This is a genomic window from Vibrio sp. QJM3NY_39, from assembly GCF_057785895.1.
This window is the reverse complement of sequence record NZ_CM173506.1, coordinates 545617-560601: the sequence shown is the minus strand read 5'-3', so window position 1 is coordinate 560601 and position 14985 is coordinate 545617. Positions and strand designations below refer to the sequence as shown.

The following is a 14985-nucleotide window of genomic DNA, read 5'->3' as shown; positions in this document are numbered from 1 at the left end:
ATGACGCGGTAGGGCGTGTAGAAACAAATAATTCACTTTACTGAGTGACCTTCATGACAAGGTGGAACAGCAAAGTGAATTAGTATGTTCAGCTTATTCTATGTGGTTCAATCACACTAGAAGTTGTATGAACCACCGAAGCTAATGCTGTTGAAGGCAAGTGTTTTGTCTTCTTTCTTAAAGCCGTAGTCGTTCTCAACACTCACTGCGTCTGCTTGAGAAATTAGGCGCAATGTTAGATGTTCGATTGGCGTGTATTCAACACCAACACCAAAGTGGAAACCAGTACCGCTATCGTCATCGTAACCAGCGCTTTTGTTTGCGTTCAGGTCAACAGAGCTTAAACCAGCCAATACGAATGGGCGGATTGTGTTGTCGAATGTGTAACCAAGATTTGCTGACAAAGAAACAGACGTCGGAGACATTTTTGCAGTCCCTTTTTTGTAGTCTGCGTAATCGTTGTAACCCAGTTCAACACCAACGATACGGTTGAATTGGTAGCCGCCATATAGGTTGTAGCCCATACCGTCTGAATCTAAACTACCTTGACCATCGGTATCAGAATCTTGGTATATGCCAAGGCCGCCACCAATGTATGCACCGCCGTCAGTACCCGCAGCTAAAGCTGGAAGAGAAACTGCGCTGATTAAGCCCAGTGCTAATGCTGATTTCGTTATCTTGTTCATCTTTGTTACTCACTCTTAAATGTCATGCCAGTATCAATAATTTTTGTTTTGCGACCTTTCGACCGTTGGTGAGCATTATTCCGTAGTCTTGTACCTATTACTGTATGGCTTTGTAAGTTGAATCGTTACATAGTAGAAAAGATACACATCAGATTGCCTATTGAGTCAGGTTGTTCAAACAAGGAATAAACATGCTAACGAAGCAAAACACAGGTTTGGTGGTTGTGGACGTACAAGGCAAGCTCGCACGCCTTGTTGATGAGAGTGAGACACTTATTTCTAACTGTCGGAAGCTGATTAAGGGCGCGCAGGTTTTGGGGTTGCCCATCATTTACTTGGAACAGAATCCAGATAAATTGGGAGCAACAGTCAGCGAACTGAATGACTTATTGAGCGATGTTGAGCCAGTAACTAAATTCACGTTCAACGCGTGTGATGAGCCCAAGTTTGTTGAAGCAGTGCAAGCCAAAGATGTGGATACGTGGTTGGTGTGTGGTATTGAGGCTCATATTTGTGTCTATCAAACTGCCATGGGTTTGTTGGAGCTTGGGTATAAGGTTCAGGTAGTTGGTGATTGCATTAGTTCACGAACAGCACTTAACAAGGATTTGGCAATCCGCCGATTAACAGGTGCTGGTGTCCAAATAACTGGGTTGGAAATGAGCCTGTACGAGCTAGTGAAAGATTGTCGCGCACCAGAGTTTAAGCCGATCCTAGGCTTAATTCGTTAACTTGGGTTTCGTTACGGCCCGATTCGTTAATTTTCCCTTTTGAAGAGGTTTGTTTGAATAATCTAATCGTATTTACTGGTGGTCCGGGCTCAGGAAAAACCTCGGTTATCGATGCATTGAAAAGTCACGGCTATCGCTGCGCACCAGAAGTCGGGCGTAAAGTGATTCAACACCAAATCGAGCAACAAGGAGATGCTTTGCCATGGTTAGATAAAGTGGCTTTTCGTGACGAAATGGTACGAAAAGAGCTCGCTAATTATCAAGCGTTTGAATCGAGTGAACAGCGCGTTTTCTTTGATAGAAGCATCGTAGATTCATACGGTTACAGCTTGTTGGAAGCTTTGCCGATTTCTGAATATCTGTTGAATCAATGCAATGAGCTTGAATACAACAGCAAGGTATTTATCTTCCCGCCATGGGATTCGATTTTCATCAATGACGAAGAACGTAAACAAGATTTCGAGGAAGCGATCGCCACTTATGAAAAGATGGTGACAGCTTATACCCAGTTTGGTTATCAGCTGGTGGAAGTGCCCAAGCTATCTATTGAGGACCGAGTCGAGTTTATCTTAGCTTCGTTTAATTCTGGCGAGTGACAGCCTGTAACACACAAGTGAAAAAGCCCCGCAGTATCGACTCGATTGAGTGAATACTGCGGGGATTTTTTATTCAGATTCAGTTTGTGATGACTTAGTTTTTGGTGACTTAACAGTGAGGAGCTTAGTCGCGATAACGTTTAGTCACCAAGAGGCTGTCTATCGCCACCGCCTCGGTAAGAATCGAGCGCAACTTTCAAGCGGCGCAGTTTGTCGCGCGAACGGTTCTTGTGATTGACTGCGATTCCCATAGAAAGCACATCCACTAATGCCAACATAGCGTAGCGAGAAGCCGATGGTTTGTAGATGAAGTCGGTTTCCATATGCTTGATGGGTAACAAGATATCGGCAATTTTTGCTAGCGGTGTATCTTGTGGCGTAATCGCGATGATCTTAAGTCCATACTGCTTAGCTAGCTCTGCGGTTTCAGTGATCACGGGCGTAAAGCCTGTCGCTGAAATCATCACCATCACGTCATTGGCATCTGCCGTGGCGGCAACCATACGTGACATCAAGCCGTCGTTGTACGACACCACAGGGTAGCCTAAACGAAACAGTCTATGTTGCAGCTCTTGAGAAGCAATGGTTGAACCGCCACCCATGCCGATAGCAATGATCTGTCTGGCGTTATGCAGCCAGCTGACTGCGGTTTCAACGTCTTGCTCTTTGAACAAAGTGCGGTTGATGTCTAGGCTCTGCTTGATCGATTCGTAGATACCTTGATAACCCGTTTGGTCAACAGGTTCGAGGATAAAGCGCTGGCCAACGGTTAGCGTCTGAGCCAACTTAATCTTCATATCACGTACGTTGTTACAGCCGATCGCTTTAGCAAAACGTGTGATGGTGGCTTCACTTACTTGAGCACCTTCAGCAAGTTCTGTAATGCTGGCATTGGCAGCAAAATCAATGTCGTCCATGATCAACTTGGCGACTTTCTTTTCTGCATCACGAAGAACAGGAAAACGCTCTGTTATCTGTGAAATGATATCTACTTCTAAACTCAAGAATCCTGATCCTTTGTTGATGGGGCTAATCGTATTGCTTAGTTTTTAAGAACCAAGCCATTTAGCACTAATCTATTTAAAACTAAGCCTTAGCCCCGTTAGTATATCTTATTGCTTCGCTGATTCTAGCTTATTGAAAAATCGAACTAGAAGCAGGTTTCTACCCATTTGGTCACCTGATGTTCGTCATCGCTGATGGCAATGTAGCGCCATTTGTCGAAGGTTAAACACGGGTGTGAGGTCGAGAAAGCAATCATGTCGCCCACTTCAATCTTAGAAGAGCCGTCAGTTTCAACAAAGGTATGTTGATCCATCACGGCAGTAGACGTTAAGCCTTTCACTGATATAGCTTCGCCATTGCGATAGCCGCGCTCGGCAATCGGTAAACCCGCATCAAAGGCCACATCACGCTTGCCTAGCCCAACCACTAACTTGGTCGGTTCAGGACGAGAGATCACATAAGCCCACACCTCAAGTGCCGATTCCAAGTCTCCCCCCAATTCGCACGCGTAACCTTGGTTTACTTGGGCGCGTTGCAACACCTTGCTTTGTGCGTCTAGGTAAATACCTGTGTCGTGAATGGCATAGCAGCCCGGGCGGATGATCGCCAAGTAATCGGTTAGGTTCGCCAAACATTCTGCCACCACGTCATACCAAGCAGAGCCAGCGCCAGTGATAATAGGTTGCCCTGCAATTAGGCCATCTGATGCGAGGCTTTCGACCGAAGTGAGCGCCTGATTTAAGAAGGTACGAATGTCTTGTTCGGCATTGTCACCGTGAATCACACCCTCGTACACCTCAATACCTGCCAGCGAAAGGGCTGGTGTGTCTTGGATGGTTTGAGCCAGTTCTAGAACTTCTTGTGGTGAACGACATCCACAACGACCGCCCGGTACACCAAACTCGATCAGTACCTTTAGTGTCTGCTTTGCATTGGCGAAATATTGGTTAAGTTGCTGCACGTTTACCGATGAATCCACACAACAATAGAAATCGACATCAAACTCGCGAATAAGTTGTTCGATGATCGCCATGTTGGTTTTACCCACTAACTGGTTGGCCATGATGATGCGTTTCGCACCCGCCATTGCGGCAACTTCTGCCTGTGCAGGTGTGGCTACTGTTATGCCCCAAGCGCCATTTTCTAGCTGTTGGCGGAAAAAATCAGGAGTCATGGAAGTTTTGCCGTGTGGCGATAATTTAACCTGATGATGATCAGCGAATGATTGCATCCAATTTAGGTTATTGGTCAATGCCGATTGTTTGATAACTGCAACCGGAAGTGAAACATCTTCATTAACCAGTCGATAAATACCGTTCTCAGATTGTGATATTGCTCTCCCTTTTTGGCCTTTTTCAGTCAAGACAAAACTATCGTTTTGATACTTTATAACATATTTTTGTGCCGAGTTATGTTTCATTTCTGATTCCTAACATGATTTAAGTTGTTGTTATTTAATATTTAAATATATCCACAATCTGTTTTGTGGTAGAAACTATCACACAAATTAAAATATTATGTGTGTTTTGTCACTGAAAATAATCGGCTGAATTTCTAATATAGCTCCATCAACACAGTGGATTGAGAGAGTGAAAAATGTTGTTCGATACGATAATCAAAAATGTAGAGGTGTTTGACGGCACCGGCGAACAATCGTTTTGTGCCGATGTAGCAATCCGAGATGGAAAAATAGCCGAAATTGGTCAAATCGATCACGAAGATTGTGGCCAGTTGGTTGAGGGAGCAGGCTTAGCATTGGCTCCTGGTTTTATCGATGTACACACACATGACGATACCAATGTAATTCGTTACCCAGACTGCCTGCCTAAGATCAGTCAAGGTGTCACAACCGTGATTGTTGGCAACTGTGGCATCAGCGCATCACCAACCGTTTTGGCTAGCGATCCACCAGACCCAATGAATCTTTTAGGCGCACAAGCTGATTTCAAATACCCAACCTTTGCCGCGTATGCACAAGCGGTAGAGCAAGCTCAACCCGCAGTGAACGTTGCCGCGTTAGTCGGCCATACCACACTGCGTAACCAAGTGATGGACGACCTGCAACGCACCGCAAGTGAAGACGAAATCGTGGCGATGCAAACCAACCTTGATTTAGCGATGGCGCAAGGTGCATTAGGTTTGAGCTCGGGTTTGGCTTACGCCAGCGCGAAACAAGCGAATGCCAACGAAGTGATGCAGTTAGCGAAAGTGCTTTCTAGTCACGGCGGCATCTATACCACGCATATGCGTACCGAATTTGAAGAGATCTTAAGCGCGATGGAAGAGGCGTTTGAGACAGGACAATACGCGAAAGTGCCGGTTGTTATCTCTCACCTTAAATGTGCAGGTGCGGGCAACTGGGGCAGAACTGTTGAAGTTCTTGATTTGATGGACAAGGTTTCTGAGCACCAAGATGTGTCTTGCGACTGCTACCCATACTCTGCGAGCTCTTCGACATTAGATTTGAAACAAGTGACCGACGATTTCGACATCTTCATCACTTGGTCTGAAGCAAAACCAGAACATGCAGGCAAAACGCTGAAGCAGATTGCTGATGAAATGAACTTACCCCTGATGGACGCAGCAAAAGCGCTTCAACCTGCGGGTGCGGTTTACCACTGCATGGATGAGAACGACGTAAAGCGTGTATTGAAATACAAATTGACCATGGTCGGCTCAGACGGTTTACCTAATGACCCGCATCCACACCCAAGATTGTGGGGCACCTTCCCGAAAGTGCTAGGTCACTACTGCCGAGATGAAAAACTGTTCTCGTTGCCAGAAGCGATTCACAAGATGACCGGAATGTCGGCTCAGCGTTACAACTTAGCGGGCCGAGGCGAAGTTCGCTGTGGTGCCTTTGCCGATTTAGTTTTATTTGATCCAAAGAATATTAAAGACACAGCAACATTTGAAAATCCTATTTCAGTTGCTGAAGGAATAGAAAGTGTATTTGTAAATGGTGAGTTAACTTACCAGCAAGGAAAAGTAAGAAATAATCGTTCAGGCGTTTTTATTTACCGAAACTAGAATTTAAATTATTTATTAAATTCAGGTGATTATAAAAACGGCGAATTAGTTTAAATATATTGGAATAGAAACTGTTTTATTTATAAAGCCAATATTATCTATAAATAAGTGGAGTTAAAAAATGACTATTAAACGTTACGGTGTTGAAGGCGGTACAGGTACAGGCGGACAACATTTACCATTTGCACGTGCAACTGAAGCAGGTGGTTTCCTATACGTTTCTGGCCAGACACCGATGACAGATGGTGAAGTGGTTGAGGGTGGTATTGTTGACCAGTCTCGCCTAGCGATCCAAAACTGTGTCGATATCATGACTGAAGCGGGCTACGGCCTAGAAGACGTAATGCACGTAAAGGTTGTGCTAACGGATTCTCGTTACTTCCAATCTTTTAATAAGGTATTCAAAGAGTTCTTCGGTGCTAATCCACCGGCTCGTATCTGCATGGTTTGCGACTTAGTTGTAGACGTGAAGGTTGAAGTAGATGTGACTTGCTACCGCGCCGATCGCGGATAGTAATAACCTAATCACAATTACCTACTTAGAGAGTATTAGGGGTTAGTTATCCCTGTTATTATCCTTTAATACTCTCACCCTACATTTATAAAAATTACTTTAATTAAAAAAGATAAAATCAATAAAGTAATTATATGAAATATAAAATGAATGAATCATAAATAAAGTTCAAGAATGAACTCAATATTTCACTGAGAGGTGTCAAATGAACAGCACACTTTTTCTTACAGGCTTCGGCGTGTACGTATTATTTTTAATTTGGTTAGGCTGGTTTGTCTCGCGTAACCAAAAATCTGGCGAAGATTTCTTATTAGGTGGCCGTGGCCTACCTATGTTCTTAGTACTTGGTACAACAGTAGCGACGATGGTTGGTACGGGTTCTAGTATGGGTGCGGTTGGCTTCGGCTACGCAAATGGCTGGGCAGGTGCTCTGTACGGTATTGGTGGTGCGATAGGCATCCTATTACTTGCACTTTGGTTTGCTCCGGTTCGTAAATTGAACTTCATGACCATGAGTGAAGAGCTGGCTTACTATGTTGGCGCTAACCGCATCGTGAAAAACGTTGTAGGTGTACTGATCTTTGTCGCTTCAATTGGTTGGTTAGGCGCGCACATTCTAGGTGGCGGCATGTACTTAGCGTGGATTGCGGACATCGATCTTAACCTAGCGAAAATCATTATTGCCGCGGCATTCACTATTTACGTGGTGATCGGTGGTTACACCGCGGTTGTTTGGACCGATACTATTCAAGCTATCATTCTTTTTGCTGGCTTCATCTTGATGGCGGTAATGTCAGTCGATTACATCGGCGGCATGGATAACCTTTACGCTGCGATGGACCCTGCTGCTACGAGCTTTTTAGCCATCGATAAACTGGGTCTTCTGCCTGCTGTGTCTCTGGCTGTGGTTATTGGTGTGGGTGTTCTTGCGACGCCTTCATTCCGTCAACGTATCTACTCAGGTAAAGACGTATCAACCGTTCGTCGCTCATTTGTTGCATCGGGTGTGTTGTACCTTTTCTTCTCAATCATCCCTGCAATCATCGGTATGGCAGCACATGCGATTGACCCATCATTGGATAACGCGAACTACTCGTTCCCTTATGTCGCTGCAACGGTTCTTCCGGTTGGCGTTGGCATGATTGTTCTTATCGCGGGTCTTTCTGCAACCATGTCGAGCGCAAGTTCAGATGCGATAGCCGGTGTTTCTATCCTACTTCGTGATGTTTACGTGATGTTCACTGGCCGCGTACCAAACAAAGAGTCAATGGTGAACTACTCTCGCTTGGCACTGATTGTGGTGATTGGTTTTGCACTGTTGTTCGCACTAACGTCAAACGACATCATTGGCTACATCACTAAAATGATTTCAACCGTAATGTCGGGCATGTTTGTGTGCGGTATGTTGGGTCGATTCTGGAAACGTTACAACTGGCAGGGTGCGCTTGCTACGCTAGCGGGTGCATCTGTGGCTTCATTTGTCGTCATGCTAAACGCAGACTACACGGCTTTCTGGGGTAACCCTGTGATTCCTTCTTGTCTAGTGGCTCTAACGGCTGGTGTGCTGGTAAGCCTATGTACTCCGGCTAATCAAGTAACACCAGAAATGGCGAAAGCAATTCTTGATGACGAGCGTGCTCTGATGGAGATGGAATTGTCAGACTCAGGTGTGCTTGAAGAAGCGTCTTCTCAACGTCCTGCAAATCAAACAAGCTAATCTAAAACGCTCCACAGCAAGTTAGTACAACAAAGCTAGTACAACACGTTGTGGAGTGATTTAGCTAGCTCAGGCTCTGCTTCTCGGTAGGGCCTTATTCCCCATTTATCTCTCTATTTTAGGATCTGCTATGCCTGCATCTTCTAACTTCAATATTGCTTTCTTTGGCGAGTGCATGGTCGAAATCAGCGGCTCTCCATTAACCAAAAAATTCGGCGGTGACACGCTCAATACCGCACTTTACCTTTCTCGTTTAACCCAACATCAAAACCTCTCTGTTCATTACGCGACGGGTCTGGGTAGCGATGAGCTGTCTCAAAATATGATTGATAATTGGCAGCTCGAAGGTATTCAAACCAATTTCGTTGAACGCATCCCAAGTAAGCTGCCTGGCTTGTACATGGTCGAAACCGATGAAACGGGTGAGCGACATTTTCATTACTGGCGCAACGATGCGGCAGTAAAATCTTACTTCCTTGCTAATGACTTGAATAAGCTTGAAATCGCACTGACAGAGAAACAAGTCGACGCGGTCTACATCAGCGGTATCAGTATCGCGATTTTAGATGACGCCTCTCGCGAGCGTTTATTCAAAGCCATTAGCGTGTTCTCAAACCAAGGCGGCAAGGTGATTTTTGATAACAACTATCGCCCGCAACTTTGGAGCACCGAGCAAGCTCGACATTGGTATGCCAAGTTACTGCCGCTGGTGGACATCGCCTTGATTACCGAAGACGACGATCTGCTTGTATGGGGTAACTCAGAGAACGTTCAACAACGCTGCCTTCGTTTCGGTTGCCAAGAGATTGTCATCAAACGTGGCTGTGAGCCATGCAAGATTGTTCAAGTTGAACAGGGCAACATTGTTGAGAATTATGTCTCAGCGACTCGTGTTTCTAACGTGGTTGATACCTGTGCTGCGGGTGACTCATTCGCCGCGGGTTATTTAGCTGCGCGTCTTACTGGCGAGAGCGCCACCGACGCAGTCGAACTTGGCCACCAACTGGCTTCCATCGTTATTCAATACTCTGGCGCAATCATCCCCGTGAGCGCTATGAGCCAACTGATTAAAAAATAAAATAAAAAGCGGAATTATTATGTCTAAAGAAATGATCAACAAACTTAAGCAATTCAAAGTTATCCCTGTTATCCAAATCAACAAGGTTGAACACGCGATTCCACTGGCAAAAGTGTTGGTAGAAAACGGCCTGCCAGTTGCTGAAGTAACATTCCGTACTGAAGCGGCAGCAGACGCGATTCGTGCGATGCGCGATGCGTACCCAGAGATGTGTATCGGTGCTGGCACAGTATTAACGCCAGCGCAGATCGACCTTGCGAAAGAGTCGGGCAGCGAATTCATCGTAGCTCCGGGCCTGAATCCAAACACCGTAAAACGTTGCCAAGAAATCGGTATGCCAATCGTTCCGGGCGTAAACAACCCAAGCCAAGTCGAGCAAGCGCTAGAACTTGGCCTTAACTTCTTGAAGTTCTTCCCTGCAGAAGCGTCTGGCGGCATCAACATGGTGAAGTCTCTGCTAGCGCCATATGTCGATGTGTCTTTGATGCCAACGGGCGGTATCGGTAAACACAACGTGAATGACTACCTAGCAGTGGATCGCGTGGTGTGCTGCGGTGGTACTTGGATGGTGTCGCCAAAAATGATCGAGAACGAGCAATGGGACGAGATTGCAGTATTGGTTCGTGAAGCGGTCGCTCTTGTTAACGATCAATAAGCTTTTGAACTAGCGATAACAACCTTTCGAATGAGAGATAACGAGCAACAGCAGTGGCTGATGGTTCTGTTTTGTGAATCGCCTCCGATAAACAAAACAGAACCATATTTATATAGGAAAACTAATAATGAAAAAAACTATATTATCCCTATTGATTTCAGGTTCAGTAGTGTCCCCAATGGCGTTAGCAATGGCTCCAAATACCGATCTAAATTTAATGCCGTATCCACAAACGGTTGAGCTGCAAGCTGGACAAGTTAAGGTCGACGGTAACTTCAAGGTTTACATCAAAGGCTTTAATTCTGATCGTGTTGAATACACGGCGAAACGCTTTATTGATCGCCTTGAGCGTCAGACGGGTGTACCGATTCTGAACTGGCAGGTGGATAGTGCAGACGAAGCGAACCTGATCATTGATATCGACGCAGCGCCAAAGTCTGAAGTACAGAACATCGACTCTGTAGAGTCCTACAAAATTACCACTCAGGGTGAACAAATCACGCTGAGCTCTCCAAGCCCATACGGCTCAATTCACGGCATCGAAACCCTTTTACAGCTCGTTGAAACTACGGCGACTGGCTACCATATTCCTGCCGTAACAATTGTCGATGAGCCTCGCTTTCGCTGGCGTGGTGTTTCTTACGACACGTCACGTCACTTTATTGAATTCGATGTGTTGATTCGTCAGTTAGATGCGATGGCGTCGGCGAAGATGAACGTGCTCCATTGGCACTTCTGGGACGACCAAGGCATTCGCATTCAAACCGAATCATGGCCGCGTCTGTGGTCTGAAACCGCTGATGGTAATTACTACACCAAAGACCAAGTTCGCTACCTAGTTGAATACGCGCGTAACCTTGGTATTCGTGTGATTCCAGAGGTGTCTCTTCCGGGTCACTCTTCTGCGGTTGCTCACGCTTACCCACGCTTGATGTCGGGTGGTGAAGGTCAAAGCTACGAACAAGAACGTGGCTGGGGTGTGTTTGAACCATTAATGGACCCATTGAATCCAGAAGTCTATGAAATGCTGGGTGATGTGTTTAATGAAGTGACCGAGCTGTTCCCTGATGAGTACTTTCATATCGGTGGCGATGAGCCAAATTATGCGCAGTGGAAAAACAGCGAAAAGCACCAACAGTTCATTGAAGAGAACAATATCGATGGCGAGCGTGGTCTGCAGTCTTACCTCAATGTAAAAGTTGAGATGATGCTCGAAGAGCGCGGTAAGAAGATGACCGGTTGGGATGAAATTTGGCATAAAGATCTGCCGACTTCGATCGTGATTCAAAGCTGGCAAGGGCACGACAGTATTGGTCGTGCGGCGAAAGAGGGCTACCCAGGTATTCTTTCTACGGGTTACTACCTAGATCAACCTCAGCCGACGAGCTACCATTATCGCAATGACCCAATGCCAAGCGGTATCACTGTTGACGATAAGCTGCACAGTGGCGAGAAATTCGTGACGTATCAATGGGAAAAGCCACGTTCAAAAGGCGGCCCACGTAAGGGAACACTGACCATCATTGAAGCGAAAGACGGTACTTTCCGTGCCTTCAGTGATTACAACGGTAAGTCTCGCGAAGAGATCTTTATCCTTGATTATGTGCCGGGCAAAACCTTTGTTGGCCACTTCGATAACTTCATGTCGTACACTGAATTCAACCTAAACCTGAATGCAAAGGGTTTTGCAGAAGGCAGTTACCAACTGGTCGGTAACGTGCGTTGGCCAACCACAGGTGAAGTGATTGCGAGCAGTGATGTTGAAGGCAGCGAGATTCCTGAACCGAATGGTGGTTATCCTGCGGAATTAACAGATAAAGAAAAAGAGCTTATCTTGGGCGGCGAGATCACCATGTGGCTAGAGAACAAAGACAGCCTCACGGTCGAAAACTACCTATGGCCACGCAGCTATGCGATTGCAGAGCGCTTCTGGTCGGATGCGGAGTTGACGGACGAGCGCAGCATGTACAAGCGTATGAAAGCGATGGATACATGGTCTGAAGTGTCTGTTGGACTTCGTCATCATGCGGATGCTGACATGCTGTTAAAACGCATTGCAAAAGGGCAGGATATCCACGACCTGCGCGTGCTTGCCAAGTACACCGAGCCAGCACAATACTATGCGCGCAACTGGGAGAAGTGGAACTCAACTGAACCTAAGGGTACTTTATACAGCCAGTACGAGCGTCTAAATCGCTTTGTTGATGCACTGCCAGTGGAAAGTTACGCTGTGTATGAGATGCAAGATTTAGTCAATGACGTTGCAACGGGTAATCAACAAGCGCTTGAGCAACTTGCAGAGCATTATCAACAAGCAAAAGCGGCTGCACTCGCTGCTGAAACTGTCTTCGCCGGAAATGTATCTTCGGTAGAGACTGTGGTTGTCGCAGAGAAAACCGTTGGAGTTGCAGACTTGGCGCTAACCTTGATTGCCAAAGCACAAGCAGGTGAAAAAGTTCGAGCATCAGATGCGAATGCCTACCAAGTGATATTGTCTGATTCAGCGAAGATCTATGATGAATCGATCATCGCGATTGTTCGCCCGACAGAGCTACTGTTGAAGCAGTTAGCTGAGTAAGCCGTTAACGGATTAGCGAATAAGTCACACGCCAACAAGTGAATCAAAACCGCTCTTTTGGGGCGGTTTTTTAGTTTTAGTTTTTCAATAGTGTGTGAACTCTAAACTCTATGTAAGCGGCTACTTACAATCACCATCACTATCACTATTCTGTAGCGTTAACGTGAATGTCATGCCTTGGTCTGGGTTGTTCTTCGCTATCAAGGTACCTTGCATATCCCGAACATTGTTTGCTGTTATAGCCAGCCCGAGTCCTAAGCCTTCGCCCATCTTTTTGTTGGTATGGAAGGGTTCGAAAATGGTTTCGAGTTGGTCTTCTGATACGCCACAGCCATTATCTTGCACTTTGATGATCACGCGTTGTTGATCGGTATGTGCGCTGATAACAATGGTCGCGGGTGTTTGATTTTGAGTGGCGTCTATTGCGTTTCGAATCAGGTTTCCAAGAACTTGGCTTAGCCTGGCTTCTTCACCCATCACCATCGAAATATTAGAAGCAACACGCACGCGAATATCGATGTTGTCTAATTCGGCTTGGTGAATTCGTAGGGTTTCTTGCAGTGCGTCAGTCAGTGAAACTGGATAGGGCTTCTCAAGTCTTTTAAATGCGAACGACTTCAATTGACTGGTCATGTTGGCCATTCTGTCGATGAGGCTCATCACTAAGTCCATGTTCGCTTTCAACATCTTGGTCTCGCCTCTTTCCATCAGTAGTTGATTACTTGAAAGCAGGGTTTTTAGACCAGTAAGCGGTTGATTAAGCTCATGAGTGATCGCACTCGACATCCGCCCTAGTGCGGCAAGTTTGCTTGATTCAACCAGTTCTTGTTGTGCGTCTTTGAGGTCTTGTGTTCGCTCTTCTACACGTAGTTGAAGCGTTTTATTAGCGTTTTGCACTGCAATTTCTGCTTTTTTGCGCTTACTAATATCGATCACGGTACACAGATAATAAGTGGTCGCATGCCAAGGAAAGGCACTTATAGAAAATAGTACCGGAAAGTAGCTACCATCGCTGCGCCTTGCCATGGTTTCGACGCTGGTTATTTCGGCCAGTTCTTGGTGTTGCTCTAGGTTCTGAAGCAACTGCAAGGTGGTTGAATTTGGGTTACCTGCTTCAAATAATTGCCACGCCTTGATGTTGCTGATCATCGAATCAGAAAGGCAAAAGTAGTTCTTCGCCATTAGATTAATATCGTGGATATGACCATGTTTATCGATCAATACCAACCCGACATGCGTCTTATTAATCATTCCTGACAGTCGTTTTTCCGACTCTTCGATGAGCTTTTGAATTCGTAGATTACTGAGTTTTTTCTGACGTCTTTGATAAAGAATAACCAGCAACAGCAGAATGAAAAGACAACCCACCGCCACACTCCAGCTGATCCAGTTAGTGGTTTGGTTGAGGCTGGTTAATGGGGTTAGGTAGGTTAAACGCCAATTGAGGTCGTCTAACTTGATGGATTGAATGAGGTAATCTTTATCTTGCAGTCGCCACACGCGAATATGGGTTTGGTCGTACAGCTCACGTTTTGTCGCTGTGGGCTGAGAATTGAATGTGTCGTTGAACCAATCGGCACTCAGTCGGTGATCACTGGAGAGAAAGAACTGATCACGAGGGTTCTGGAACAGTATCGCTTCACCATCGGCAAACCATTGATCGGTTAACAATGACAAATCGATCTGCACCGCAACAATACCGACCACATCGGACGCCCGATAAACCGGCGCAGCAATGAAGTAATCGGGTGTCACGCCTTTATTTTTGGTCACTACCGAAATCGCACCGCCTTGCTGGTGGATCTTAGAGACAATCGTGCTGGCGTTCTTTTTACTCAGCTTGCTTCTTTCAACACTCGATACCAACAAATCACCTTCGCCAGAAAGCAGATACCAACCCTTAGTATTGGCGGCTTTATCCAATTGAATCAGCTGCTTCTTAATGCGATTTTCGAGGCGTACTTCACCATCAATGAAACGCACACTGGTTTCATCGTTCGTTACCAAGTAAGGCAGATAATAGAAGCGTTTGAGCGTGCGCCTAGCTTCTGCAATGTATCCGAGGAAGCGTTGTTCTGCATAGCGTTGGGCTTGTTCGAGCTTCCATTGGCTTATGCCACTTTTGGTGGTTACCTGAACTAAACCAATTAATAAACAGGCACATAGGAACAACCAATATCGATTGTTGTTAACCATTTTGATTAAATCCTTTTAAAATTAGTGACTTGTCCATTTAAACTAGTGGCTTGATAAGGTTTTCTGTTTGCTTTTTAAGCGGATGGCAAGTGAGACAAGTTGACGCTAACAAACATTATAAAACTGTTAAAGGAGTGTTATTCAAAGTGGGAGCTAGCTCCTTTTCGTCTGCAGCTTTTTTACATACCGTGGGCGATAT

At 45.7% G+C, this 14985-nt stretch carries 12 protein-coding genes; 8 read left to right on the top strand and 4 right to left on the bottom strand.

Translation table 11 applies throughout. The annotated features are described in order from the left end of the window. Window positions 1-116 precede the first annotated feature (116 nt). On the bottom strand, window positions 117-686 hold the full coding sequence (locus AC3CHU_RS18435; protein ID WP_488519540.1) for a porin family protein: 570 nt from the start codon (window positions 684-686) through the stop codon (window positions 117-119). A 191-nt stretch (window positions 687-877) separates the two neighbouring features. Between AC3CHU_RS18435 and AC3CHU_RS18430 the strand changes: the two genes are divergently transcribed. Then, on the top strand, window positions 878-1417 hold the full coding sequence (locus AC3CHU_RS18430; protein WP_488526157.1) for a hydrolase: 540 nt from the start codon (window positions 878-880) through the stop codon (window positions 1415-1417). 53 nt (window positions 1418-1470) lie between these two features. Then, complete coding sequence (locus AC3CHU_RS18425) at window positions 1471-2013, top strand: AAA family ATPase (protein WP_488526156.1); 543 nt, start codon at window positions 1471-1473, stop codon at window positions 2011-2013. Between the two features lie 140 nt (window positions 2014-2153). Here AC3CHU_RS18425 and AC3CHU_RS18420 read toward each other — a convergent pair whose 3' ends face one another. Further along, on the bottom strand, window positions 2154-3017 hold the full coding sequence (locus tag AC3CHU_RS18420) for a MurR/RpiR family transcriptional regulator (protein ID WP_004732501.1): 864 nt from the start codon (window positions 3015-3017) through the stop codon (window positions 2154-2156). 146 nt (window positions 3018-3163) lie between these two features. Then, window positions 3164-4438 (bottom strand): amino acid deaminase, encoded by a 1275-nt coding sequence (locus AC3CHU_RS18415; protein ID WP_488526155.1) that lies wholly within the window; start codon window positions 4436-4438, stop codon window positions 3164-3166. A gap of 176 nt (window positions 4439-4614) precedes the next feature. On the opposite strand from AC3CHU_RS18415, the gene AC3CHU_RS18410 reads away from it, so the two are divergent. The 6 genes from AC3CHU_RS18410 to AC3CHU_RS18385 all read left to right on the top strand — a co-directional run bounded on the left by AC3CHU_RS18410 (window position 4615) and on the right by AC3CHU_RS18385 (window position 12590). Further along, window positions 4615-6048, top strand: coding sequence for an N-acyl-D-amino-acid deacylase family protein (locus AC3CHU_RS18410; RefSeq protein WP_488526154.1), 1434 nt, complete (start codon window positions 4615-4617; stop codon window positions 6046-6048). A 121-nt stretch (window positions 6049-6169) separates the two neighbouring features. After that, complete coding sequence (locus AC3CHU_RS18405; RefSeq protein WP_004732497.1) at window positions 6170-6562, top strand: RidA family protein; 393 nt, start codon at window positions 6170-6172, stop codon at window positions 6560-6562. A gap of 205 nt (window positions 6563-6767) precedes the next feature. Further along, complete coding sequence (locus AC3CHU_RS18400) at window positions 6768-8279, top strand: sodium:solute symporter family protein (RefSeq protein WP_269335272.1); 1512 nt, start codon at window positions 6768-6770, stop codon at window positions 8277-8279. A gap of 130 nt (window positions 8280-8409) precedes the next feature. Then, window positions 8410-9357 carry a sugar kinase gene (locus tag AC3CHU_RS18395; RefSeq protein WP_488526153.1) on the top strand — a complete coding sequence of 316 codons (948 nt, stop codon included), beginning with the start codon at window positions 8410-8412 and terminating at the stop codon, window positions 9355-9357. Between the two features lie 19 nt (window positions 9358-9376). Further along, on the top strand, window positions 9377-10012 hold the full coding sequence (locus AC3CHU_RS18390; protein WP_488526152.1) for a bifunctional 4-hydroxy-2-oxoglutarate aldolase/2-dehydro-3-deoxy-phosphogluconate aldolase: 636 nt from the start codon (window positions 9377-9379) through the stop codon (window positions 10010-10012). Window positions 10013-10139: 127 nt separating this feature from the next. Beyond that, window positions 10140-12590 carry a family 20 glycosylhydrolase gene (locus AC3CHU_RS18385; protein ID WP_488526151.1) on the top strand — a complete coding sequence of 817 codons (2451 nt, stop codon included), beginning with the start codon at window positions 10140-10142 and terminating at the stop codon, window positions 12588-12590. Between the two features lie 120 nt (window positions 12591-12710). Here AC3CHU_RS18385 and AC3CHU_RS18380 read toward each other — a convergent pair whose 3' ends face one another. After that, window positions 12711-14786, bottom strand: coding sequence for an ATP-binding protein (locus AC3CHU_RS18380; protein WP_488526150.1), 2076 nt, complete (start codon window positions 14784-14786; stop codon window positions 12711-12713). Between the last annotated feature and the right edge of the window lie 199 nt (window positions 14787-14985).

Bases quoted from the DNA above. Each gene is read 5' to 3' on its own strand.
- AC3CHU_RS18380 (WP_488526150.1), bottom strand. From the start codon at position 14,786: ATGGTTAACAACAATCGATATTGGTTGTTCCTATGTGCCTGTTTATTA.
- AC3CHU_RS18400 (WP_269335272.1), top strand. From the start codon at position 6,768: ATGAACAGCACACTTTTTCTTACAGGCTTCGGCGTGTACGTATTATTT.
- AC3CHU_RS18410 (WP_488526154.1), top strand. From the start codon at position 4,615: ATGTTGTTCGATACGATAATCAAAAATGTAGAGGTGTTTGACGGCACC.
- AC3CHU_RS18415 (WP_488526155.1), bottom strand. From the start codon at position 4,438: ATGAAACATAACTCGGCACAAAAATATGTTATAAAGTATCAAAACGAT.
- AC3CHU_RS18390 (WP_488526152.1), top strand. From the start codon at position 9,377: ATGTCTAAAGAAATGATCAACAAACTTAAGCAATTCAAAGTTATCCCT.
- AC3CHU_RS18435 (WP_488519540.1), bottom strand. From the start codon at position 686: ATGAACAAGATAACGAAATCAGCATTAGCACTGGGCTTAATCAGCGCA.
- AC3CHU_RS18430 (WP_488526157.1), top strand. From the start codon at position 878: ATGCTAACGAAGCAAAACACAGGTTTGGTGGTTGTGGACGTACAAGGC.
- AC3CHU_RS18405 (WP_004732497.1), top strand. From the start codon at position 6,170: ATGACTATTAAACGTTACGGTGTTGAAGGCGGTACAGGTACAGGCGGA.
- AC3CHU_RS18385 (WP_488526151.1), top strand. From the start codon at position 10,140: ATGAAAAAAACTATATTATCCCTATTGATTTCAGGTTCAGTAGTGTCC.
- AC3CHU_RS18395 (WP_488526153.1), top strand. From the start codon at position 8,410: ATGCCTGCATCTTCTAACTTCAATATTGCTTTCTTTGGCGAGTGCATG.